Raw genomic sequence first — 23,317 nt, 5'->3', positions numbered from 1 at the left:
TTCGCGGCACTCGCCACCCATGAAGCGTGTGTTCGACATTCTGGCAAGCGCCGCGGGTCTGATCGTGTTCGGTCCGGTGATCCTGATCCTCGCCGCGCTGGTGCGCCGCGACAGTCCGGGGCCGGGAATCTTCGCGCAGGAAAGGGTGGGCCGGGGCGAGCGGACCTTCACCTGCTACAAGCTGCGCACCATGCGCCAGGGCACGATTTCCGCGGCTTCGCATGATACGCCGGTCTCGGCGGTGACGCATCTCGGCGCTGCGCTGCGCAAGTGGAAGCTCGACGAGCTTCCGCAATTGTGGAACGTCCTGAAGGGCGAAATGAGCTTCGTCGGGCCCCGGCCGTCGCTGCCGGTTCAGGCCGACGTGATCGCCGCGCGGCGCGCCCGCGGCGTCTTTGCCCTGCGTCCGGGAATCACCGGGCTCGCGCAGGTCCACGAGATCGACATGTCGCAACCCGAGCGGCTGGCCGAGACGGACGCGCGCTATCTCGCGACGCGCAGCTTCCTCGGCGACATCCTTCTGATCTTCCAGACGATCACCGGAAAGGGGCGCGGAGACCGTGTCGGCACCGGACAGACCTGAGACCGTTCGCATCGCGACCTGGAACCTGCACGGTTTCGTCGGGGAGGGGCGGCTGCCCGATCCCGAGCGCTCCTTTCGCGTCGTCGAAAGCTTCTCAGCCGATATCGTCGCGCTCCAGGAGGTCGATGGGCGGACCCATCTCGGTCGTCTTCCCGAAGCCTTCGAACGGGTCCGGGATGCGCTCGGCGGCCATCTGGCGGAAACGCGGCTCTTCGGACCACCGAGCCGCGAATACGGCCACGCGCTCTGGTCGCGCCATCCGTTCGAGCACGTTTCCCTGCATCGACTTCCGGGCCCGGGCATGGAGCCTCGCGGGGTCATCGAGGCGGTGGTCGTCACTCCGCTCGGCCGCTTGCGCGTCCTCTCCGCCCATTTCGGGCTCGATCCGCGGGCCCGCCCCCGGCAGGGCGCCTTCGTCGCCTCGCTCGTCAAACCCGACCTGCCGACAGTGGCGCTCGGCGACTTCAACGAGTGGCGGCGCTCCGGTCCCGTCCACCATGCCCTGAAGGCGGCGCTTCCCGTGCATCGGCCGGTGCCGACCTGGCCGGTGGGACGGCCCTTCGCCTGCCTCGACCGCCTGTATGCCTCGCGGACCGTCACCTTGCGCTCGATCAAGGCGGTGCGGGCGGCGGCGCCTGCGTCGGATCACCTACCGCTCGTCGCCGAGATCGCCTTCTAGCGTCTGGCGCGCGGGTCGAGCCGGTCGCGCAGGCCATCGCCGATGAGGTTGAAGCCGAGGACCGCCAGCGCGATCGCGGCACCGGGCGCCAGCGCCAGCCAGGGTGCCGACGCCATGTAAGTCTGCGCGTCGGCCAGCATGCGCCCCCAAGACGGCGTCGGCGGCGGGCGGCCGAGACCGAGATAGCCGAGCCCGGCCTCCGTCAGGATCGCGAGCCCCATCTGCAGGGAAATCTGGATCGCCAGAACACCGGCGATGTTCGGCAGGACATGGTGGCGGGCGATGGCCGGGCCGCTGCGGCCGAGCGCGCGCGCCGCCGCCACGAAATCGCGCGCGAGGACCGATGCGGTGGTGGAGCGCGTCACCCGCGCAAAGACCGGAAGCGTGAACAGCGCGATTGCGGTGGTCGCGCTCCAGAAGCCGGTGCCGAGCGCTGCGGCGAGCATCATCGCCGAGAGGAGTGGCGGAAAGGCGAAGAGCACGTCCGCCCCCCGCATCAGCGCCGATCCGGTGCGTCCGGCCGTCTCGGCGGCGATCAGGCCGACGACGGCACCGAGGATCGCGGCGATCAGGATGGCGGTGGCCGCGGTCGCGAGGCTGTTACCCGCGCCGAGCATTAAAAGCGACAGGACATCGCGGCCGAGCTGGTCCGTCCCGAGAAGGCCGCCGGCGAACGGCGCTTCGAGTCGCTCGCCGAGGCGCAGGCGGAGCGGCGCGGCTGAGGGTGTCCAGAACGGCGCGACGAGCGCCGCCGCGACCAGTGGCGCGACGATCGCAAGGCCTGCCGTAAGGCGCAGGTTTCGTCGCTTGCGCATCAGGTCGCCGATCGCGTGCGCGGGTCCACCCAGACCTGCACGAGGTCGACGACGGCGTTCACCGCCACGACCATTCCCGCCAGAAGCAGCGCAACGGCCTGCATCGTGACGAGATCGCGCTGGGCGAGCGCCTGATAGGCGAGCTGACCCAGTCCCGGCAGGGCGAAGACGTTTTCGACGAGGACCGCGCCGGCGACGAGGTAGGCGAACTGGAAGCCGACGATGGTGAGGATCGGCGGCAGCGCGTTCGGCACGCCATGGCGAAGGAGCGCCTGCGTCTCGGATAGGCCCTTCGCGCGGGCGGTGCGCAGGAAGTCCTCGCTCGCCGTGTCCATCAGGGCGCCGCGCGCGACGCGGCAGAGGACGGCGGCCTGCGGGATGGCGAGCGCTACGGCCGGCATCAGCAACGAGCGCAGGGCAGGGCCGACACCTGCATCCCATCCGGGAAAGCCGCCACCCGGCATCCAGCCGAGCGTCCCGGAGAAGACGAGGATCAGGAGGAGGCCGATCCAGAAGTTCGGGACCGCCATGCCGCCCTGCGCGAACACGACCGCGAGCCGATCCGCCCATCCGCCCGGCCGGCGCGCGGCGAAGAAGCCGGTCGACAGACCGAGCGCGAGCGCGACCGCCAGCGACAGGAAGGCGAGCGGCAGCGTGATCGCCATCCGCTGCGCGATCAGTCCGGAGACCGGCATCCCGTAGGTGAGGGAGCGACCGAAATCACCGGTCGCAGCGGCGCCGAGCCAGGAAAGCCACCGCACGAGGACCGGTCGGTCGAGCCCGAGCTCGGCTCGTAGTGCCACCAGCGTATCGGGTCGCGCCGAGGTGCCGAGCATGACCGCCGCCGGATCCCCCGGCAGTAGATCGAAGACGACGAAGACGACCAGCGAGACCGCGACGAGAAAGATGCCGAAGCCTACCAGTCGCCGGAGAAGGAGGCTCGGCAAGGCGAAGCGTCAGCTCACCGCGTCCAGCGGACGTCGGTAAGGTCGTTGGAGGGGATGGGCTCGTTGGTCCACAGGCCCGTCAGGCGCTTGTCCCACAGCCCGAGCTTGGGCATCACGAAGAGGTAGAGGGCGGGCAGGTCCTGCGCGAGGATTTCCTGAGCACGTCCGTAATGCTCCAGCCGAGCGGCGTCGTCCACCGCGCGCTCGGCCTCGTGATTGGCCTGATTGAACGCATCGCTCTGGTAGCCGAAATAGTAGTTCGGGCGGGCGTAGATACCGATGTCGAGCGGTTCGGCATGGGCGACGATCGTCATGTCGAAGTCGTGGCCCTTCAGCACCTGATCGACCCAGACGGCGGGAAACTCGGTCGGCACGATCTCGACGGTGACGCCGATCTCGGCGAGCAGCGCCTGCAGCACCTCGGACGAGCGCGTCGCGTAGGACATCTGCGGCACGCGGATCGTGGTCTTGAACCCATCGGGATAGCCGGCCTCCGCCAGAAGCGCCTTGGCGGCGTCCGGGTCGTAGGGCGCCACACCGGTCAGGTCGCGATAGCCGGGGTCGTTCGGCGTGTAATGGCTGCCGATCGGCTGGCCGAACCCGTTCATCGCGGCCTCGACGAGGCCCGCCCGGTCGACAGCCATCATCAGGGCACGGCGCACCCGCGGATCGTCGAACGGCTTGCGCCGGGCATTCATGCCGGCGACGACCTTCAGCTCGGTGTTGCCGACGACGCTCGCGAGGCGCTCGTCGCCCTCGAAGCTCTTGTAAAGCTCCGTCGCGATGAACTCTGGGATCGCGTCGACATCGCCGGAGCGGATCGCCGTCGCCTGCGCCTGTGGGTCGGCGATGAAGCGGAACTCGGCGCTCGCGAGGGCCGGGCGGTTGGCCTCGTCCCAGTAGCGCTCCGCGCGCTCCAGGCGCACGCGGTCGCCCGGCCGCCACTCGGCGAAGCGGAACGGACCGGTGCCGACCGGCTGCGACCGGTTGGTTTCGGCCGAACCCGGCTCCACCATCACGGAGGCGGGCCAGGCCAACCAATAGAGAAGGTTGGCGGACGGCTCCTTCAGCCGCAGCACGAGTGTCGCGGCGTCGGGCGTCTCGATGCTGTCGATGACCTGGAAGAACTGCTTCTGCGGATTGGTCGACGTCTCGCCCCGCGCGCGGTCGAGGGTGAACTTCGCCGTGCCGGAATCGAAACGCGCGCCGTTGTGGAAGGTCACGTTCTCGCGGAGGCGGAACGTGATCGCCCGGCTGTCGTCGGACAGCGTCCAGCCGGTCGCGAGCTGCGGCAGGACCTTTCCGTCCGCGTCGATGCGGGTCAGCCCCTCGAAGACGTTCTGCCAGACGACCTGTCCGATGGCGACCGGCGCCGCGACGGTCGGGTCGAGGCCCGCGGGCTCGATGCTCATGCCGAGACGGATCGAATCGCGCGGCTCCGCCGATGCGGCGCTTGCGGCGCCGAGCAGCATCACCGCGCCGGCCATGAGGGTCAGGAGGCGGGACGAGAACATCGGCATATCGGTGAGTCTCCCCTTCGCGACGCACGCAGCGCCGTGCGAGCCCTTCGCAACGGCGGCCATAGGCACCATAAGCCCCCGCGAAAGTCGAGAGTGCGCTGCGAAGAAACCTCTGCGCCCGGACCGCATAAACTTGACTAATGAAGTCAACAAATCGTAGGCCGGATCATCGAAGGGGAGCCGGCATGGACCAGATCGACACAAGCGCCTCGCCCGTCCGGGCGGCGGACCCGACGCGCCCGCTGACCTCCCGTCTGGCGACGGCGGTCCCCAAACGCGAGGCGTTCCTCGACCATCTTCTGAAGCATCTCGACGAGGACTGGACCGGGCCGATCAATCCGGACAGGGAAACGCGTCTCACCGTCTACGACTGCGACACCCGGTTGCGTTTTTCCGGCGAGGTCCTCACCGTCGTGGTGGAAGGGCGCGAGGCGGGGCAGCATGGCGTCGCCAAGGGCGTCATCGCCTACTATCTCCAGCACATCCTCGGCGACGCCTGTCCGCCGCTCGTCTGGAGCGGCGACGGTGCCGATACGAGGGAACTCGCTCACTTCCGCGAGATGCGCGTCGTGTCCGCCCATCAGGTGACGCCGCACATGCGGCGTGTCCGCCTGACGGGCCGCGACCTCGCGCGCTTTGCGACCGGCGGCCTCCACGTGCGGCTCCTGTTTCCGCCGAAGGGGCGGGCGCCGGTCTGGCCGCACGCCGGTCCCGCCGCGTTGCCGGTCTGGCCGCAGGGCGAGGACGAACTCGTCACCCGCGTCTACACGATCCGCCGCATCGATCCGGCAGCCGGGCATCTCGATATCGACGTGGTCCTGCACGATCCGCCCGGTGCCGGCTGCCGGTGGTCGCGCGAAGCGGCGCCCGGCGATCCCGTCGGCCTGCTGGGTCCGGGCGGCGGCGAGGTCGGCGAAGCCGAACGGTATCTACTTCTCGGCGACGAAACGGCGCTGCCCGCGATCGCGCGCACGCTGGAGGGAATGCCTGAGACCGCGACCGGTCATGCCATCATCGAGGTGGATGGACCGGCCGACGAGCAGGCGCTCGTTCATCCGCCAGGCATGATCCTGCGTTGGCTGCATCGCAACGGCGCACCGGCCGGCACCACGACGCTCCTGCAGGACGCGGCGCGATCGACCGTCGCGGCCGGCGGGCCCGCGCCCTTCGTCTGGGCTGGGTGCGAGTTCGGGGCCTTCAAGGCCATCCGCCGCTTCTGCCGCAAGGATCTCGGGCTGAAGAAGAACCAGCACCTCGTGGTAGCTTATTGGCGTCGGGGACGCCGGCAGGACGACGAGCCCGCCGGCGACGAAGAGAGTTGAGGTTCAGGCCGTCAGGACGACCTTGACGCTCTGGCTGCGATCGAGCGCCAGTCGGAAGGCATCCGGCGCATCGGTCAGCGGCCGGCGCGCGGTGACGATCGACAGGACGTCGACCTTGCCTTCGGAGATCAGACCGACCGCTTCGGCGAACTCCACGTCGAAGCGGAACGAGCCGAGAAGGTCGAGTTCCTTCGACATGACCGAGTTCGCGGGGATCGGCAGCGGCCCGGCGGCGAGGTTGCCGACCTGGACCACCGTTCCGCCGCGGCGCGCGTTCTGGATTGCGGAGGACAGGCCCGCCGGCGTGCCGGACACCTCGAACACGACGTCGGGCGGCGTGATCTTCGAGAAGCCTTCGGCATCCTTCGACAGGTCGATCACCTCGTCGGCGCCGAGCTTGGTCGCGAAGGCGAGGGGGGCGGCCGCCATGTCGACGACGGTGAGCCGGTCGGCGCCCTTCAGACGCGCCGACAGGAGCGTGAAGAGGCCGATGGGTCCCGCGCCGACGATTGCGACCGACTTGCCGGAGAGGTCGCCCGCACGCTTCACCGCATGGAGGCAGACCGCCAGCGGTTCGGCCAGCGCGGCGGCTTCGATCGCGACATGGTCCGGCACCGGCACGCACTGGCCGGGCGTCGTATCGAAGTAGCTGGAAAAACCGCCCTGCATGTGGGGATTCTTCGAGGCGGAGCCCATGAAGAAGACGTTTTCGCAAAGGTTCGCCCGACCCTCGCGGCAGCGGGGGCAATGGCCGCAGGGGCGGAACGGGTTCACCGCGACGCGCGTGCCCGGCTGGAGACCGATCACCTCGGAGCCGACGGCCTCGACGATGCCGGAAATCTCGTGGCCGAGAACCAGCGGCTCGCGCACCACGTAGTCGCCCGTCTTGCCGTGGCGGAAGTAGTGCATGTCCGAGCCGCAGATGCCGCCGGCACCGAAGCGGATGCGCACGAGGCCGGGAGCGAGGTCCCCGAGGTCACGGTCCACGACCCGAAGGTCCTCTGCGCTGAAGATGGTCGCTGCGCGCGCGGTCGTCATTGGATCAGTCCCATCTGAGTCGGAAGCCAAAGCGTTACTATGGGGAAGAAGGTGATGACCAGAAGGGCGAGGAACAATGGCACGAGCCAGGGCAGAATCGCCATCGTCGTCCGTTCGACCGAGAGCTTGGCCACCCGTGACAGGACGAAGAGCACCATGCCGAGGGGCGGGTGGAGTAGGCCGATCATCAGGTTCAGCGTCAGGATCAATCCGAAATGCACCGGGTCGATGCCGAGACGCAGCGCGATCGGCAAGAGGATCGGCACGACGATGGTGATCGCCGCGATCGTGTCGAGGAAGCAGCCGACGACCAGGAGCAGGATGTTGACGAGGATCAGGAAGACGACCGGGTTGTCGGTGATCGCGAGGATTGCGTCCGACATCAGCTGCGCCGCCTGACTGACGGTGAGGAGCCAGGCGAAAACCGACGCCGCGGTCACGATGAAGAGCACGGACGCCGTCGTCTCGATCGTGTCGAAGCTCGCCTTGGCGAGCGTGCGGAAGGTCATCGTGCGATAGCGCACGAGACCGAGGAACAGCGACCAGATGACCGCGGCGACGGCGGCCTCCGTCGGCGTGAACCAGCCCATGGTCATGCCGCCGATCAGGATGACCGGGGTCATCAGCGCCATCACGGCGGAGAAGTCGTAGTACCAGTCGAGCGCCACCAGCGCGGCGAGCGCGATGAGGACCGAAAGGTTCAGCGACAGGCCGAGGTGCACGAGGACGTAGACCGAGATCGGGAAGCTCGCGACGACCAGGATTTCGAACGAGGCGGACAGGAGCCTGCGCATCTCGAACGGCGTGTCCGAGCCCCAGCCCTTGCGATAGGCGAAGATCGCGACCGTGATCATCATCAGGACGGTCATCACGACGCCCGGGATGATGCCGGCCATGAACAGCGCGCCGATCGAGACATTCGCCATCATGCCGTAGATCACGAAGGGCAGGGACGGCGGGAAGATCGGCCCCAGCGTCGCCGAGGCCGCGGTGACGCCGACGGCGGCCTCGACGGGATAGCCGTGGTCCTTCATCGCCTTGATTTCGATGGTGCCGATGCCCGCGGCATCCGCCAGCGCGGTGCCCGACATGCCCGAGAAGATCACCGAGCCGATGATGTTGACCTGCGCAAGGCCGCCCTTCATCCAGCCGACGAGCGCGACCGCGAACGCATAGATGCGACCGGTGACGCCCGCGATGTTCATCAGGTTGCCGGCGAGAATGAAGAACGGGACGGCGAGGAGGGGGAAGCTCTCGACGCCCGCCATCATCCGCTGCGCGATGATGATGTCCGGGGCGATGCCGTAGATCGCAAGGTAGAGGCCCGAGGCGACGAACATCGAGACGGCGACGGGAACGCCCACCACCATCAGGACCAGGAAGGCTCCGATCAGCACGAACATGGCTTACTCCCCCAGGCCGTCGAATGCGCCGGGGCGCTCGAGCACGGAATAGCCCCGCCGCCAGTTGCCCCAGGCGACCTGGATCGCTCTCAGGAGCATGAGGACGAAAGCGGCGAACACGGTCCAGAAGATGATCGAGCGCGGCAGGTCGATCGTCACCATGCGCTCGCGCGAGACGATGTTGACGTAGCGCCAGAGGAGGTAGGCGGCGTAGGCGAAGAAGGCGATGCGCAGGACGTCGACGAAGGTCGAAAGCGCGCGGGCGAGGCCCGCCGGAATGTAGTGGTAGAGGACGTCCACCTGAATGTGCCGCGACATGCGCACGCAGGCGACCGCGCCGAGGAAGACGACCACGATCAGGCAGTTGATCGCGATCTCCTCGGTCCAGGCGAGAGAGTTGTTCAGGACGTAGCGGGTGAAGAACTGCAGGAAGACGCAGACCGCCATGCCCCAGAAGACCAGCAGCGTCAGCCAGTCCTCTAACGCGTAGGGGCTGAGATCGGCCGCCGGACTTTCATCCTCGAACGCGTGTGCGATCTCTTCCGGTGTGGTCTGGGTATGGTGCTCTGTGGCCATGACGGCTCCCTGGCGGGCACACGAGGCTCCGCCTGTCGTTCGGCTCTGCGGAGATGGGTGAGCCGCCGCGCCCCGGTCGGGGGCGCGGCGGACCATCGAGATTTAATGGACGGCGCGGATCGCGTCGTAATCCGCCTGCCGATAGCCGTAGGTCTCGAGCGGCGCCTTCTCGAGCACGTTCTTCTCGAAGTCGGCCTTGTCGACCTCCACCACGTTCAGCCCCTTGTCCTTGAAGGTCTGCACGAGGTTCGCCTCGCGCTGCTGCACGATCTTGGTGGCGCGCTCGGCAGCCTCCAGCATCACGTCGGTGAAGATCTTCTTGTCCTCGTCGGACAGCGAGGCCCAGCGGCTCTGCGAGACCACCGTGTTGAGGTGGTCGACGATATGGCCGGTGAGGGCGATCGTCTTCTGCACCTCATAGAACTTCTTCGCCTCGATTGCCGTCAGTGGGTTCTCCTGCGCCTCGACGGTGCCGTTCTGGAGCGCGAGATAGACCTCGGCGAAGGCGATCGGCGCGGTGTTGGCGCCGCAGGCGCGCGGCATCGCCAGATAGGCCGGCACGTCCGGCACGCGCATCTTGAGGCCCGCGAGATCGGCGCAGGTCTTGATGTCCTTGTTCGCCGTCGTGTGCCGCGTGCCGTAATAGGTCACGGCCGTAATGTGATGACCGGATTCTTCCTCGTAGCCTCTGGCCAGCTCACGGAAGATGTCGCTCTTGGTATAGGCGAGGAGGTGCTCCGGGTTGCGGAAGATATAGGGGTAGTAGGTCACCCCGATCGGCGTGAACTCGCGCGAGGCGAAGCTCGAGCCGGAGATGATGACGTCGACGGTGCCGAGCGTCAGGCCCTGGTTGAGATCGGCCTCCTTGCCGAGCTGCGAGGCCGGGAAGACGTTGATCTCGTAGCGCCCGTCGGTGCGCTTCTTGATCTCCTCCGCCGCCCACACGGATTCGGTGTGGAAGGGCTCGGTCACCTCGTAGACGTGGCCCCAGGTCAGCTTGGTCTGCGCGAGCGCCGTGCCCGACATCAAGGTCGCGACGGCAAGGGCGGCGAGCGCCCAGGGTGTCTTCGTTCTCATGCGTCGTTCCTCCCGTTGGACCCGGCGCCGGCCTTCGTCGCGCGCCGCGTTGCAGGCGTGGCCGGCGTCCTCCCGACGGCCTTCCCGATGCCGGCGTCCTCGCCGAAACTATGCTGGAACCGGATCTGCGACTGGCGCAGGTGCTGGCGCATCGCGGCTTCGGCTGCCGCGGGATCGCCGGCTGCGATCGCATCGCGCACGGTGCGATGCTCGGAATAGGCGACCCGCCACGTCTGTCCGGTTTCGAAATACTCCGACAGCCGCGCGAAGTACGGCGTCATCCGCTGGTCGAAAAGCTCGCCGATGAAGCGCGTGATGACCGCGTTGCCGAGGATGCCGGCGACGGCCACGTGAAATTCCCGGTCCACGGCGATCGTCTCGGGCGAGGGATGGTCGCCGTTCTCCATCCGGCCGAGGATCGCGTCGAGGACGGCGACGTCCGCGGCGGTGGCCTTGACCGCGGCCTCGCGGATCAGCGCGCTCTCGATCAGCTCGCGCGCCCGCAGAAGCTCGAACGGCCCCTCGACCTCGTCCGACACCGGCTCGGTCACCGGCGGCGCGGTGACGTAGATGCCCGAGCCGACCCGGATCCGGATGCGACCTTCGACCTCGAGCGCGATCAGCGCCTCGCGCACCGTGGGGCGCGAGATGCCGAGCCGTTCGGCGAGCTCGCGCTCGGTCGGCAGGCGATCACCGACTCCGTACTCACCGGACTCGATGAGAAGTCGCAGCTGGTCTGCGACCTGCCGGTAGAGGCGACGCGGTTCGATGGCCTTGAGGGGCATGGTGCGATGCCCTCCCAAGCCTCGCGCTGGCCAATTGATCTGACCAATTGGCCAGAGTGTGGCTGCGAGGACCGATGGCGTCAAGCCGCGTTAAGAATTGCCTGCCAAGCCGAGGAAGCGCGCCGTGTCGGGATCGACGGGAATACCCTCGACGGCGCGGCGGGCCTCGACGTCCCATTCGCGATCGCCCGGCGCCATGACCCTGCCGCCGTCGACCGGCGGAACGGACCGCAGGGCGTCGAGATAGCGGCGCATGCCGTCGGCGAAGAGCGCGGCTCCCGCGAACCGCTCTGGGTCGATCGCGAGGAAGAAGTGCCCCATGTTGCGCGGTGTCGATATGTCGTCGCTCCCGACCATCGGGATGAACTCGTGGTCCAGCGTCGTGCCGTTGAGGATGCCGGTCAGGAGCGTCGCGACACCGGCGAGCGCCGCGCCTTTGAAGCCGTAGCCTTCGCCGCCGAGGGGCAGGAGCATGTCGGCCGCATGCGGATCACGCGTCGCGTGGCCCGACGTGTCCGCGGCGACGCCTTCCGGCAGGGTTTGCCCGAGCGACCGGTAGAGGAGCACGCGGTTCATCGGGATCGACGAGGTGGCCATGTCGAGGAGCCAAGGGCTCTCGCCGACGACGGGCGCTGCGAAGGCGAGGGGGTTCGTACCGTGGAAGGCCTTCGTTCCGTCGAACAGGCCGACGACCGAATCGGTATTGGTGGTCGCAAAGCCGATCATGCCGGCGTCCGCGATCGCCACCGCATAGGCGCCCGCGGCGCCGAGATGCGAGGAGCGAACCGCCCCCACCGCGCCGATACCGCTCTCGCGGGCGAGTTCGACCGCGAAGGCGGCGGCGCGGTAGCTCGTGAGGTGTCCGAGCCCGTCGTCGCCGTCCACCGTGCCGGTCGCCGCCGCCGTGCGCCTCACCGTCACGTTCGGGCGCGGGTTGACGCGCCCGCCCGCCATCACCGTGCAATAGTGCGGCACCAGCCGGACGCCGTGGCTGTCGACGCCGACGCGCGAGGCGTGCATCAGCGCGCGGGTCGTCGCATCGACCGATTCGTCCGAGGCACCGGCCCCCCGAAGGGCCGCCCTGACGCTGGCCTCGAGTTGCGCTGCGTCGACCAGAATGGCGCTCGTCATATCCGTTTCCTCCCGATGGTGCCGAAGATCCCGGGGTAGCGCGATCGCCCCGCGCGGCGCAAACGGCGCGATCATGGGGACGAGCGGAGAAGCCGTTTGAGATCGGGCGCGTTCGCCGCTATCGGAAGCGCGAAGAGGCCGCGCCGTTGCCGGGCCTCGGGGAGGACGAATGAGCGAACGGCCCTTAGTGATCGTCGCGCCGCATCCGCGCGACCTCGACATGATCTTCACGCCGGACGCGCTGTCGGAGTTCCGCGAGCGCTACGACCTCGTCGAGACGACGAGCGGCGAGATCGACGCCTTGCCCGCGGATGTGCTGGCGCGGGCGCGATACCTTGTCGGACAGCCCGACGTTTCCGATGCCCTGCTGGCGGCGATGACGAATCTTCGGGCCATCGTCAACGTCGAGGGCAACTTCACCGACAACATGCCGTACGCCGCCTGCTTCGAGCGCGGCATCCACGTCCTGATCACGAGCTCCGTGTTCGCCGAACCGGTGGCCGAGATGGGGCTCGGCATGGCGCTCTCGCTGCACCGGCAAATCGCGAAGGCCGACGCGGACTTTCGGCGCGGCGAGGAGGTCTGGGGCCTCGACGGCAACGGGTCGGCACAGCTTCTGACCGGCTCGCTCATCGGCATCGTCGGCTTCGGCGATCTCGGCCGCTGCCTGAACCGCCTGCTCGCGGGCTTCCGTGCCAAGGTGCGGGTCTACGATCCCTGGCTGCCGGCCTCCACCATCGCCGATCACGGCGCAAAGGCGACCGCGCTCGATGACATTCTCGCCAAGTCCGACACGGTCTTCGTGACGGCCTCGGTCACTGCGGACAACCAGCACCTCTTCGACGCCAAGGCTTTCGCATCGATGAAGCCGGGCGCGGCCTTCGTCCTCCTCAGCCGCGCCGGGATCGTGGATTTCGACGCGATGCGCGAGGCGGCCGCGAGCGGGCACATCAAGGTCGCGACCGACGTGTTCCCCGAGGAGCCGCCGGCGGCGGACGATCCGGTCCGCCGAACGCCGAACATGCTCCTGTCCGCCCATCGCGCCGGCGCGCTCGATCGCGTCTTCAAGCGGATGGGCGATATCCTACTCGACGATCTCGAACTGATGGACGCGGGGCTCCCCCCGGTGCGCGCGCGCCGGGCCGAGCGCGAGACCGTCCGCCGCATGCGCTCCAAACCCGTGTCGAAAAGCTGAGGTCATCCATGCTCAAGAACATCCCGCCAATCATCACGGCCGAACTCCTCACCATCCTCGCCGAGATGGGCCACGGCGACGACCTCGTTCTGGTCGATCGCAACTACCCGGCCGAATCGACCGCCGCCGAGACGGTCACGGGCACCTGTGTCCAGCTCTCGGGCGTCGGCACGACGGAAGCCGCACGCGCCATCCTGTCGCTCCTCCCGCTCGACTCCTATGTCGACGCGCCGGTGCGCCTCATGGCCGTGGTCGGCGATCCCGACGCCGTGCCGGAGGTGCACAGCGAGATGCAGGCGGTGGTGAACGAGGCCGAAGGCAAGTCGATCACCATCGAACGGGTCGAGCGCTTCGCCTTCTACGACGCCGCCAAGAGCGCCTATGCCGTCGTGCGGACCAGCGAGGCCCGGCCGCACGGCTGCTTCATCTTCAAGAAGGGCGTCATCTTCGATTGATTGCCCGATCGGAAATTTGACGACGGAAGTCAGGTTTCCTACACGACGCGCAAGGGCTCGCCGGAGCCCGAGGATATCGAGACCGGGCGTCGCGACTCATGTTGCGCGTCCGGTCCATGAGGATGCCATGCTCGCGCGTTTCTTTTCCTACTACACCCCGTGGCGCGGGCTCTTCCTGCTCGACTTCTCCTGCGCCGTACTGGCCGGGCTTCTCGAACTCGGTTTCCCCATTGCGGTGAAGGTCTTCGTCGACGACCTCCTCCCCAGCGGCAACTGGGGGCTGATCGTCCTCGCCTCGGCCGGGTTGCTCGCGATCTATGTCCTCAACACCGGTCTGATGGCCGTGGTCACCTACTGGGGCCACATGCTCGGCATCAACATCGAGACCGAGATGCGGCGCAAAGCCTTCGAGCATCTCCAGACGCTGTCCTTCGGCTTCTTCGACAACCAGAAGACCGGCCATCTCGTGGCACGGCTGACGAAGGACCTCGAGGAAATCGGAGAGGTCGCCCATCACGGGCCGGAGGACCTCTTCATCGCCGTGATGACCTTCATCGGCGCCTTCCTCCTGATGCTGGCCGTTCATCCGGAACTGGCTCTCATCACGGCGGTGGTCGTCCCGGTCGGCTCCTGGGTGACGACCCGTTATGGCAGCCGCATGACCGCGACGTGGCAGGCAATCTACGGTTCGATCGGCGACTTCAATGCCCGCATCGAGGAGAATGTCGGCGGCATCCGCGTGGTGAAGAGCTTCGCCAACGAGGCGCACGAGCGCGACCTGTTCGCGCGCAACAACGCGGGCTATCGCACGCGCAAGCTCGACGCCTACCGCATCATGGCGGTCAGCCAGGCGCTCAACTACCTGACGATGCGCCTGACCCAGGTCATCGTGATGCTGGCCGGCACCTGGTACGTGATGGCCGGCGAACTCAGCTACGGCGGCTTCGTCGGCTTCCTGCTCCTCGTCGGAGTATTCTTCCGCCCGGTCGAGAAGATCGCGGCCGTGCTCGAGACCTATCCGAAGGGCATCGCGGGCTTTCGCCGCTACACCGACTTCCTGGATACGACGCCCGAGATCGCCGACGCGCCGGACGCGCGCACGCTGGCGGGCGTCACGGGCGCGATCGCCTTCCGGGACGTTCGCTTCGGCTACAAGGACTCGCGCCCCGTCCTGAAGGGGATCGACCTCGACATTCGCGCCGGGGAGACCGTCGCCTTCGTCGGCCCGTCCGGCGCCGGCAAGACCACGATCTGCTCGCTGGTCCCGCGCTTCTACGACGTCAGCGCCGGCGCGATCCTCGTCGACGGCCAGGACATTCGCTCCTTGACGCTCGCCTCGCTTCGCCGTCACATCGGCATCGTGCAGCAGGATGTCTTCCTGTTCGGCGGGACGGTGCGCGAGAACGTCGCCTATGGGCGTCTCGACGCCAGCGAGGCGGAGATCGCCGACGCTATCGAGCGCGCGCACCTCACCGAGACCGTCGCGGCTCTGCCGGACGGGCTGGACACGGTCGTCGGCGAGCGCGGCGTCAAGCTGTCGGGCGGACAGAAGCAGCGCCTGTCGATCGCGCGCATGTTCCTGAAGAACCCGGAAATCCTGATCCTCGACGAGGCGACCTCAGCGCTCGACACGGAAACCGAGCGGGCGATCCAGGCCTCGCTCGCCGAACTCGCGGAGGGGCGGACGACGCTCGTCATCGCCCATCGCCTGTCGACCATCCGCCATGCAGACCGCATCGCCGTGGTCGTCGACGGACGGATCGCGGAACTCGGCAACCACGCCGAACTCATGGCCCTTGGCGGCGCCTATCGTCGCCTGAACGATGCGCAGGAGCGACTGCACGGCGGCGTAGAACTTGGAGAGCGTCCGGCGGCCGAGTAGCCGCCGGGGCATGGCTCTCAGGTGTTCGGCATCGCGCGCCAGCCCCAGCCTTCAGCGAGAGCGAGACACCGCTCTGCCGTCTCGACGCTGCCCGTCGTTCCGACGCTGCGGAGCGAGGCCGCCGCGCTGGCATGGGCCAGCTTGAGGCAGTCCGGCACCGGTCGGGCCTCGTGGTAGCTGTACATGAAGCCTGCGGCGAACGCGTCGCCCGCGCCGTTGGCACCGCGCACTTCCGATTGCGGCACGTTCACGGACGGATGGCGGTAGACCGCTCCATCCCGCGTGAAGGCGATGGCCGCCCGCGGGAAGTGGATCGCCAGCACCTTGACCGAGCTGCGCTCCATGATCTGCCGCCCCGCCGCCTCGCAGGCCGCGATATCGGTCTCGCCGTCGCGCGTCGTCTGCGTGCCGGTGATCGCGCCGATCTCGTAGTCGTTGATGACCAGCGTATCGAGATGGGGGAGGCACGGCTCGGCAAGTTCGCGCAGGCGCTCCGGCGCGATCTGCAGGAGTTCGAAGTTGGTCTCGAGACCCGCCGCGCGCGCCGCCTTCAGCGTCGCCACCCAGCCGTTCACCTCGCCCTTCCAGGCATTGTCCATCACGTCGTGGATGCCCGGTAGCCCGAGGTGGAAGATGCGGGCCGAGGTGCCCGCGAAGTCGAAGTGGTCGGGTGAGAGGAGGGCGCTCGTGCCCTGATGGAAGATATGCGTGCGCTTGCCGGTGTCGCGCGCGCTGTAGGCGTCGGTGTAGTTGGTGCGCCCGCCCGCGATCACCCGCATGCCCGTGCGGTCGATGCCGTTGTCGTCGGCGTAGCGCAGGAGGATGCGGCCGTCCTCGTCGTCGCCGACGCAGCCGATGGTCGCCACCGGCATCGACGGGTCGAGCCGGCGGATGTCGATGCCGAAGTTGCAGGCCGAGCCGCCGCCCTCGACGCTTTCCTCGAGGATGCGCGTGACGGTTTCCTCGACCGGCCAGCGGTCGAGGAGCTTGTTGTGGTCGGCGCACCAGGTCCCCCCGGTCAGGAAGCCGCGCCGCTGCACTGCGGACATGGGATCAGGCTCCCATCTTCAGCGACGGATCGGTGATCTCGAGATCCTCTTCGAGCGACTTCTTCGGCCGGATGCCGCTCTTATGCAGGTGGTCGTGGTAGGCCTTGGTCGCCTCTTCCGAGGAGACGTCGTCCTCGATCACCGAGCGCATGGCGCGCACGATGGCCTTGGAGTCCTCGGCGAAGAAGATCTTGCGGCCGAACAGGGCGACCCGCGCGCCGTACTTCTCGGCCTGCTTCACCATCTCCAGCGTATCGCGGTTGGTGGACGAGGCGCCGCCGAGGATGCCGACGATGAGATTACCGGGATCGAACGAAGCGAGCTCCTCCGTCGCCTTCGGGCCGTTGTAGACGACCTTCAGGAACTCCGGCCGGTCGTGCTTCGAGACGCCGGCGAGGATCTTGGCGATGAAGTCGTTGTTGTATGTGTAGAAGTCCGAGCCCGGCGCCTTCACCTCGAACTGCGGATTGAACACTTCGAGGAAGTGCCGCACGCCGGCCGCCGACGCCTCGTCGCGGAACTTGGCGTAGGCCTCGATCGTGCGCAGGTCCTGATCGAGGTCGTTGAAGAAGGTCACGGCATAGAGGCCGAGGTCGGAGACCGGCTTCACCCGGTCGAGGCGTGCCGTGCGGAAGGGCACGGTCGGCAGGTGCTTGTAGTTGGCGCCGCGCCAATGCCAGATGTCGCTGCCGTCGTTGAGGCGCACGGCGGACGTCACGTCCGTGTCGGCGTAGACCCCGCGCGACGCCAGATGCTCGGCCGAGGACAGCGATGTCAGCATGATGTCGACGAGGCCCGACTTCACCATCTCTTCCATCGCGTCGCGATAGACCTTGAGCGGGCGCATCTTGCCCGTCGGCTTGCCGTCGGCATCGTGCTCCGGACCGGAGACGCCGACGCCGAGCGCCATGTCGCCGTCCTTGGCGTCGGCGATGATGAAGTCCTTGGGCGTGTATTCGCCGCGCCGGATGCGGGCGAGCTTGAGGTCCATGGTCTTGGCGGTGGTCATGGGGATGGGCTCCGAAGAATGCGAATGAGCGGGCGAAGGGTGGTCAGGCCGAGACCTTGCGGATCCACTGATCTAGGCCCACGGCGACGATGATGAGGATGCCGACTGCGAACTCCTGCCAGAGGGCGTCGAGGCCGGAGAGGGCAAGGCCGTTGCGGAAGACGCCGACGATCAGCGCCCCGATGAGCGTGCCGACGATCGAGCCGCGCCCGCCGAAGAGCGAGGTGCCGCCGATCACCACGGCGGTGATGGAGTCGAGGTTCGCCTGTCCTCCCGAGGTGGGGCTGATGGCGCCGACGCGGCCGATCAGGACCCAGGCCCCGAGGGCGCAGATGACGCCCGACAGCGAGTAGACGGCGAGGAGCACGCGGCGCGTGTCGATGCCCGAGAGGCGCGCGGCTTCCGGGTCGTCGCCGGTCGCATAGACATGGCGTCCGAAGGCGGTGCGGTTGAGAATGTACCAGGCCACTGCGGCGACGAAGAGCGTGAACACCGTGCCGAAGGTCAGCCGGGCCCCGCCGCCCTGGATGGCGGTCGCGGTGAGCTGAAGGAACGGCGCCTCGGCGGCCACCTCCTGCGCGCGGATCGTCTGCGAGCCGCTGTACCAGAGGAAGACGGCGCCGAAGATGCTCCAGGTGCCGAGCGTGACGATGAAGGGCGGTAGCTTGACGTAGGTGATCAGGAGGCCGTTCAGGAAGCCGCAGGCGAACCCGACGCCGAGGCCGATGCAGAACGCGAGTTCCGCCGGCACGCCCATCATCACCGCCAGCCGGCCCATGACGACGGTCGCAAGGATCATGATCGCGCCGACCGACAGGTCGATGCCTGCGGTCAAGATCACCAGAGTCTGCGCGATGCCGATCACGGCGATGATGGTCACCTGCTGCATGATCAGCGACAGGTTGAACGGCTGGAAGAAGCGCGGGCCGACGATCGCGCTGAAGATCAGGAGACCGACCACCAGCACCACGAAGGGCACGATGGTCGGATACTGGTGGAGGAGGTGCTGCAGCCGCCGAAGCGGCGAGCGCCGACCCTCGGCGAAATGGGCGACGGCGTCCGCGTTGTTCGCGGTCGGTTCGACGCTGGACATGATTTCCGACCCTCTCTGTGCGCCTGTCGAGACGGTCGGTGCGAAAGGGGTTTTCGCACCGACCGCGGGTGGCGGCGCCGCGAGCGGCGCGCGCTTGGTCTCAGCGGGCGGCGATCAGCCCCAGCACTTCTTGAGGGCTTCCTCGGAGGTGATCGACGGGACGCCGTCCACCGGCTTGTCGGTGACGAGATCGACGCCGGTGTTGAAGAAGTCGAGGCCCGGCGTCACCGCCGGCTTCTCGCCCGTCTTCTTGAAGTTGACGATGGCCTCGACGCCCTTGGAGGCCATCAGCAGCGGATACTGCATCGAGGTCGCGCCGATGACGCCGGCCTTGACGTTCTGGACGCCCGGGCAGCCGCCGTCGACCGAGGTCACGACGACGGAACCTTCCTTGCCGGCCGCCTTGATCGCCTCGTAGGCACCGGCCGCCGTCGGCTCGTTGATCGTGTAGAACACGTTGAGGTCGGGGTCCTTCTGGAGGAGGAGTTCGGCGCCCGTGCGCCCGCCTTCCTCGGAGCCCGCACCCCACTGGTGGCCGACGATGCGCGCGTCGTCCTCGTCGAGGTAGCGGCTCATGTCCTTCGGATCGATACCGAAGCCCTTCATGAAGCCCTGGTCGCGCGCGACGTCGACGGTCGGCTGCGTCTCGATGGCGTCGAGAAAGCCGACCTTCGCGGTCTTCGGATCGGACACCGTTTTGGCGGCCCACTGGCCGATCAGTTCGCCCGCCTTCACGTTGTCGGTGGCGAAGGTCTGGTCCGCCGAGTTGGCGGGGTCGAGCGGCGTGTCTAGGGCGATCACGAGGATACCGGCCTGACGGGCCTGTTCGAGGACCGGCACGATGGCCTTGGAATCGCTGGCCACGATCAGGATGCCGCTGGCGCCGGCCGAGATGAGGTTCTCGACGGCGGTGACTTGGCTATCGTGGTCGCCGTCGAACTTGCCCGCGAAGCTCTGGAACTTGACGCCGAGCTCGGCGGCCTTCTCGCTGGCGCCTTGGCGCATCTTGGCGAAGAAGGGATTGGCTTCGGTCTTGGTCACGAGGCCGATCAGGATGTCGTCCTGGGCGCGCGCAGGTGCGGACGCCATCAGGCAGGCTGCGATGGCGGTGCCGGCGACGAGGCCGGCGATGCGGTGGACGGTGCTGCGCGACATCATGTTCCTCCCGTTGATGATCGGCGGGCCCTTCTGGCCGACGCCGTTTCGCTGGCCGGGCGATTCGCCCCCGGCGATCCATCGAGGCGGCGATCGGGTCGAACGATGCCTCGTTACTCTCCCCCGCCGGCTCGAACCGGGCGGTTCCGGCACCTCTCTCCCCAGAGGCGCCGCGCTGGAACGGAGTAAAAGCGCGATCGACGGAAAACACAATCGTCCGATGCGCGTCGTCAGAACTTTTTGCGCAGAATTGGAAGATACCGACCTTAAATCGATATGGCAGTCATACGAACCGATCCAATTTGGGCCCGGTTCGTGGTGAAACTGCGCAAAATCCTCCGAAGGGTGTCAGCATTCCCTCTCGCTTGGCGATGGCGTGTCCCTGCTGGTCTTCGGAAGCCGCACTTCGGATCGTTCCCCGCATTTTCGGCGTGGATTGCGGGAGCGGATCGCGCTAGGGCAGGGCCGCATGCTCGCCTCGACCGCAAGGTAGGAAAGGTTATTCCATGACGCAGCCCAAACGCATCGCCGTCACCGGCGCGGCCGGCCAGATCTGCTACTCGCTCCTGTTCCGCATCGCCAACGGCGACGTCTACGGCAAGGACACCCCCGTCGCGCTCCAGCTTCTCGACCTGCCGCAGGCCCAAAAGGCCGTGAAGGGCGTCGTGATGGAGCTCGAGGACTGCGCGTTCCCGCTCCTGCAGGACGTCGTTATCACCGACGATCCGAAGGCGGCCTTCCGCGACATCGACGCCGGGTTTTTCGTCGGCTCCCGCCCGCGCACGCAGGGCATGGAGCGCCGCGACCTCCTCAATGCCAACGCCGAGATCTTCCGCACGCAGGGCCAGGCTCTCAACGAGGGCGCCAAGCGCGACGCCAAGGTGATCGTCGTCGGCAATCCGGCCAACACCAACGCCATGATCCTGGCCGCCAACGCCAAGGACTTCCCGAACGAGAACATCACCGCGATGCTCCGGCTCGACCACAACCGCGCTCTCACGCAGTTCGCACAGAAGGCCGGCGTCTCGGTCGATGCGATCAAGAAGTTCGTCGTGTGGGGCAACCACTCGCCGACGATGTTCGCCGACTGGACGAACGCCACGGCCGACGGCCGCAAGCTCTCCGAGGTGATCGGAGACGAGGCCTGGTACAAGGAGACGCTGATCCCGACCGTCGCCAAGCGCGGCACGGCGATCATCGAGGCGCGCGGCGCATCCTCGGCCGCTTCGGCCGCGAACGCTGCGATCGACCACATGCGCGACTGGATCCAGGGCTCGGACGGCGACTGGGTGTCGATGGGTGTGTCGTCGGACGGCTCCTACGGCATCCCCGAAGGCCTGATGGCCGGCGTGCCGGTGATCTGCGAGGGCGGTTCCTACAAGCGCGTTACCGGGCTCGAGATCGGCGAGTTCCAGCGCCAGATGATCGACCGCACGGTGGCCGAACTGTCGGAAGAGCGCGAAGCGGTTTCGGCGCTTCTTTAGTTTTTCGTCTCGACCGAAGGTTCGAAGGGCCGCCCTGCCACCCCGGCAGGGCGGCCTTTTCGTATCCGAAAGGTTCAACGGCTTCTTAAGCTTCCCCGGCGAAATTCACCCGACGTTGCAAGCGGGCCGCAGGATGTTCCGGAGCCGAAGCCTTCCCCTGATTCTGGGTCTTGCCCTCCTTGCCGTGGCGGGCGGTTGCGCTCGGATGGAGCCGCGCATGAGCGCCGAGGAGTGCCTCGCGCGCGCCATGTATTTCGAGTCCAACCGCTCGTCCGAGGCGGGGATGCTGGCGGTCGGCACGGTGGTGATGAACCGGCTCGAGTCCGGCAGGTACCCGAAGTCGGTCTGCGGCGTCGTCGGGCAGAAAAACCAGTTCGCGCCCGGCGTCCTGTCGAAGCCGATGGGCAAGGGGCGGGACCTTGCCACGAAGACCGCGCGTCAGGTTCTACGCGGAGCGCGGCATTCCGAGGTGCAGAAGGCGATGTTCTTCCACACGGCCGGCTACTCCTACCCCTATTCCAACATGCACTACGTGACGATCCAGGGCGGCAACTCCTTCTACGAGAAGCGCAAGAACGCGACGTCGACGCAGTCGATGGTGGCGGAGCGGATCGCGGCGGAGAAGGAGGGCAGCCTGCCGTTCACACCGCCTGAGCGGACCCTCGCGGTGGCGCAGGCTCCGGCGCCCGCCGTGATGCGCGCGCCGGTCCGCGAAAGCCGCATCGCGCGGCAGATGGGGCAGCCGGCTCCTTCGGCACCGGCTGCGCTCGACATAATGAGCATCGAAGACCTGATCCGCCAGAACGGCGGTTGATGCTGCTTCAGGCGTCGGGGAAGTCGGCCGACAGGCTGAGGTCCTTCAACCCTTCGATCTCGGTCATCCGCTGCTTCAGCTTCGCCGTCACGCCATCATAGGCGACCTTGCCGAGAACGAGGTGCCGCGGCGCCTTGTCCATCTCGGTGACGCGGATCATCGCTTCGCCCGCGCGCACGGGATCGCCGGCCTGCTTGCCGCTAATGTCGGAGGTGGATTTGAGGCGTGCGCCGGCCGTGTCGGCATATTCGGCGATCTCGTTCGGCGTCTGACGCAGCGAGCGGCCGGCCCAATCGGTCCGGAACGGGCCGGGTGCGACGCACGTCACCTGGATGCCGATCGGCGCGCCCTCGGCCGCCAAGGCATCGGAGAAGCCCTCGACCGCATGCTTCGTCGCGGCATAGTAGCCCGAACCCGGGAAGCCGATGAACCCCGCCTGCGAGGTGAGGTTGAGGATGCGACCGGACCGCTGGCGGCGCATGATCGGCAGCACCGCGCGCGTCATCGCGAACAGGCCGAACACGTTGGCGTCGAACTGCTCGCGGATTTCGGCATCGTCGCCTTCCTCGATGGAGGCCTGGTAGCCGTAGCCCGCATTGTTGACGAGGACGTCGATCCGACCGAACCGCTCCTCCGTCGCCTTCACGGCGGCATCGATCGCCACGCGATCGGTCACGTCGAGCGACAGGGCCAAGACACGGTCCTCGGCGAGATCGGTCAGGCTCTGGAGGCGCGCCTTGTCGCGTGCCGTGGCGACGAGGCGCCAGCCGCGCGCGATCACGAGCTTTGCGAGCTCTTGGCCGAAGCCGGTGGAGCAGCCGGTGATGAACCAGACGGGCGTTTCAATGGAGGACATGGGCGGGTCTTTCGATCGCGAAAATGAGAACCGTTCGTTCGATGCCGGTATCTGGGAGCACTGCGCGCGACGGCCAGCGGCATCGGGTCACCCGGCTGCTACGGCAAGCTTACTGAAACGTTTGGCGTGCTACTCGATATCGAGAGATTGGATTCAGCCGGATTTCCGCCCTTGTCGTCGAACCATCCCGGCCGCACGGCCTTCGTCCGCCGCCTGCGCATCGCGTCCGCCCTGGTTCTGTCCGTCGCGCTGGCCTCGTGCCAGTCGATGGACTTGTCGCGCAGCGACGTGCGCGCCGGTCTCATTCCGCCAACCAAGGCGCCGGCCCTCATGGTCGGGGCCGAGGCCGTCGCCGAGCGGACGCCGTCATCGATCGTGGTCGACATGGACACGGGCCGGGTCCTCCAGGCGGACGACCCGGACGGCCTGCGCCATCCCGCGTCGCTGAC

At 67.6% G+C, this 23,317-nt stretch carries 21 protein-coding genes and 2 pseudogenes; 9 read left to right on the top strand and 14 right to left on the bottom strand.

Annotated features, from left to right (window positions below):
- The first annotated feature begins 19 nt into the window (after positions 1–19).
- Both QZ753_RS07135 and QZ753_RS07130 read left to right on the top strand, forming a co-directional pair.
- A complete protein-coding gene (locus QZ753_RS07135) occupies positions 20–583 on the top strand; it encodes a sugar transferase (protein WP_294642284.1) in 564 nt (187 codons plus the stop codon).
- Positions 561–1,262 carry an endonuclease/exonuclease/phosphatase family protein gene (locus QZ753_RS07130; protein WP_294642282.1) on the top strand — a complete coding sequence of 234 codons (702 nt, stop codon included), beginning with the start codon at positions 561–563 and terminating at the stop codon, positions 1,260–1,262. Before QZ753_RS07135 ends, QZ753_RS07130 begins: the two co-directional genes overlap by 23 nt.
- On the opposite strand, the gene QZ753_RS07125 is transcribed toward QZ753_RS07130, so the two are convergent.
- The 3 genes from QZ753_RS07125 to QZ753_RS07115 are packed head-to-tail and all read right to left on the bottom strand — an operon-like array spanning position 1,259 to position 4,511.
- Positions 1,259–2,077 carry an ABC transporter permease gene (locus tag QZ753_RS07125; RefSeq protein WP_294642280.1) on the bottom strand — a complete coding sequence of 273 codons (819 nt, stop codon included), beginning with the start codon at positions 2,075–2,077 and terminating at the stop codon, positions 1,259–1,261. The genes QZ753_RS07130 and QZ753_RS07125 overlap by 4 nt on opposite strands.
- Complete coding sequence (locus tag QZ753_RS07120) at positions 2,077–3,024, bottom strand: ABC transporter permease (protein ID WP_294642278.1); 948 nt, start codon at positions 3,022–3,024, stop codon at positions 2,077–2,079. The genes QZ753_RS07125 and QZ753_RS07120 overlap by 1 nt, the downstream gene beginning before the upstream one ends.
- Before the next feature lie 14 nt (positions 3,025–3,038).
- Complete coding sequence (locus QZ753_RS07115; RefSeq protein WP_294642316.1) at positions 3,039–4,511, bottom strand: ABC transporter substrate-binding protein; 1,473 nt, start codon at positions 4,509–4,511, stop codon at positions 3,039–3,041.
- Between the two features lie 218 nt (positions 4,512–4,729).
- On the opposite strand from QZ753_RS07115, the gene QZ753_RS07110 reads away from it, so the two are divergent.
- On the top strand, positions 4,730–5,866 hold the full coding sequence (locus QZ753_RS07110; protein WP_294642276.1) for a siderophore-interacting protein: 1,137 nt from the start codon (positions 4,730–4,732) through the stop codon (positions 5,864–5,866).
- Positions 5,867–5,869: 3 nt separating this feature from the next.
- Here QZ753_RS07110 and QZ753_RS07105 read toward each other — a convergent pair whose 3' ends face one another.
- From QZ753_RS07105 to QZ753_RS07080, 6 genes are all read right to left on the bottom strand, one after another.
- A complete protein-coding gene (locus QZ753_RS07105) occupies positions 5,870–6,904 on the bottom strand; it encodes an L-idonate 5-dehydrogenase (protein WP_294642274.1) in 1,035 nt (344 codons plus the stop codon).
- Positions 6,901–8,307, bottom strand: coding sequence for a TRAP transporter large permease (locus QZ753_RS07100; protein ID WP_294642272.1), 1,407 nt, complete (start codon positions 8,305–8,307; stop codon positions 6,901–6,903). Before QZ753_RS07100 ends, QZ753_RS07105 begins: the two co-directional genes overlap by 4 nt.
- A 3-nt stretch (positions 8,308–8,310) precedes the next feature.
- A complete protein-coding gene (locus tag QZ753_RS07095) occupies positions 8,311–8,883 on the bottom strand; it encodes a TRAP transporter small permease (RefSeq protein WP_294642269.1) in 573 nt (190 codons plus the stop codon).
- A gap of 102 nt (positions 8,884–8,985) precedes the next feature.
- A complete protein-coding gene (locus tag QZ753_RS07090; RefSeq protein WP_294642314.1) occupies positions 8,986–9,909 on the bottom strand; it encodes a sialic acid TRAP transporter substrate-binding protein SiaP in 924 nt (307 codons plus the stop codon).
- Positions 9,910–9,956: 47 nt separating this feature from the next.
- Complete coding sequence (locus QZ753_RS07085) at positions 9,957–10,745, bottom strand: FadR/GntR family transcriptional regulator (protein WP_294642268.1); 789 nt, start codon at positions 10,743–10,745, stop codon at positions 9,957–9,959.
- Between the two features lie 90 nt (positions 10,746–10,835).
- Positions 10,836–11,876 (bottom strand): Ldh family oxidoreductase, encoded by a 1,041-nt coding sequence (locus QZ753_RS07080; RefSeq protein WP_294642266.1) that lies wholly within the window; start codon positions 11,874–11,876, stop codon positions 10,836–10,838.
- A gap of 169 nt (positions 11,877–12,045) precedes the next feature.
- Here QZ753_RS07080 and QZ753_RS07075 point away from each other — a divergent pair, with 169 nt between their 5' ends.
- The 3 genes from QZ753_RS07075 (at position 12,046) to QZ753_RS07065 (ending at position 15,408) form a co-directional block, all read left to right on the top strand.
- Positions 12,046–13,071, top strand: a complete 1,026-nt coding sequence (locus QZ753_RS07075; RefSeq protein ID WP_294642264.1) for a hydroxyacid dehydrogenase — start codon at positions 12,046–12,048, stop codon at positions 13,069–13,071.
- A gap of 8 nt (positions 13,072–13,079) precedes the next feature.
- Entirely contained in the window at positions 13,080–13,526 is a 447-nt protein-coding gene (locus QZ753_RS07070) for an RbsD/FucU domain-containing protein (protein WP_294642262.1), read from the top strand.
- A gap of 127 nt (positions 13,527–13,653) precedes the next feature.
- Positions 13,654–15,408 (top strand): ABC transporter ATP-binding protein, encoded by a 1,755-nt coding sequence (locus QZ753_RS07065; protein WP_294642260.1) that lies wholly within the window; start codon positions 13,654–13,656, stop codon positions 15,406–15,408.
- A gap of 17 nt (positions 15,409–15,425) precedes the next feature.
- On the opposite strand, the gene QZ753_RS07060 is transcribed toward QZ753_RS07065, so the two are convergent.
- The 4 genes from QZ753_RS07060 to QZ753_RS07045 form a co-directional block, all read right to left on the bottom strand.
- Positions 15,426–16,457 (bottom strand): carbohydrate kinase family protein, encoded by a 1,032-nt coding sequence (locus tag QZ753_RS07060; RefSeq protein ID WP_294642258.1) that lies wholly within the window; start codon positions 16,455–16,457, stop codon positions 15,426–15,428.
- A 4-nt stretch (positions 16,458–16,461) separates the two neighbouring features.
- Positions 16,462–17,466, bottom strand: coding sequence for a hypothetical protein (locus tag QZ753_RS07055; RefSeq protein ID WP_294642256.1), 1,005 nt, complete (start codon positions 17,464–17,466; stop codon positions 16,462–16,464).
- 43 nt (positions 17,467–17,509) lie between these two features.
- On the bottom strand, positions 17,510–18,559 hold the full coding sequence (locus QZ753_RS07050; protein ID WP_090964127.1) for an ABC transporter permease: 1,050 nt from the start codon (positions 18,557–18,559) through the stop codon (positions 17,510–17,512).
- Positions 18,560–18,673: 114 nt separating this feature from the next.
- Positions 18,674–19,648, bottom strand: coding sequence for a substrate-binding domain-containing protein (locus QZ753_RS07045; protein ID WP_244546014.1), 975 nt, complete (start codon positions 19,646–19,648; stop codon positions 18,674–18,676).
- Positions 19,649–20,220: 572 nt separating this feature from the next.
- On the opposite strand from QZ753_RS07045, the gene QZ753_RS07040 reads away from it, so the two are divergent.
- Together QZ753_RS07040 and QZ753_RS07035 are read left to right on the top strand one after the other, a co-directional pair.
- Entirely contained in the window at positions 20,221–21,198 is a 978-nt protein-coding gene (locus QZ753_RS07040; protein WP_294642253.1) for a malate dehydrogenase, read from the top strand.
- A gap of 229 nt (positions 21,199–21,427) precedes the next feature.
- A pseudogene (locus tag QZ753_RS07035) lies at positions 21,428–21,769 on the top strand (cell wall hydrolase); the annotation flags it as partial.
- Positions 21,770–22,019: 250 nt separating this feature from the next.
- On the opposite strand, the gene QZ753_RS07030 reads toward QZ753_RS07035, so the two are convergent.
- On the bottom strand, positions 22,020–22,868 hold the full coding sequence (locus QZ753_RS07030) for an oxidoreductase (RefSeq protein ID WP_294642251.1): 849 nt from the start codon (positions 22,866–22,868) through the stop codon (positions 22,020–22,022).
- Positions 22,869–23,039: 171 nt separating this feature from the next.
- On the opposite strand from QZ753_RS07030, the pseudogene QZ753_RS07025 reads away from it, so the two are divergent.
- A pseudogene (locus QZ753_RS07025) lies at positions 23,040–23,317 on the top strand (D-alanyl-D-alanine carboxypeptidase); the annotation flags it as partial.

The sequence above is a fragment of the uncultured Aureimonas sp. genome, from assembly GCF_913775355.1.
Lineage (GTDB): Bacteria > Pseudomonadota > Alphaproteobacteria > Rhizobiales > Rhizobiaceae > Aureimonas.
The sequence above is the reverse complement of the archived record's forward strand: the minus strand, read 5'-3'. Positions and strand labels throughout refer to the sequence as shown.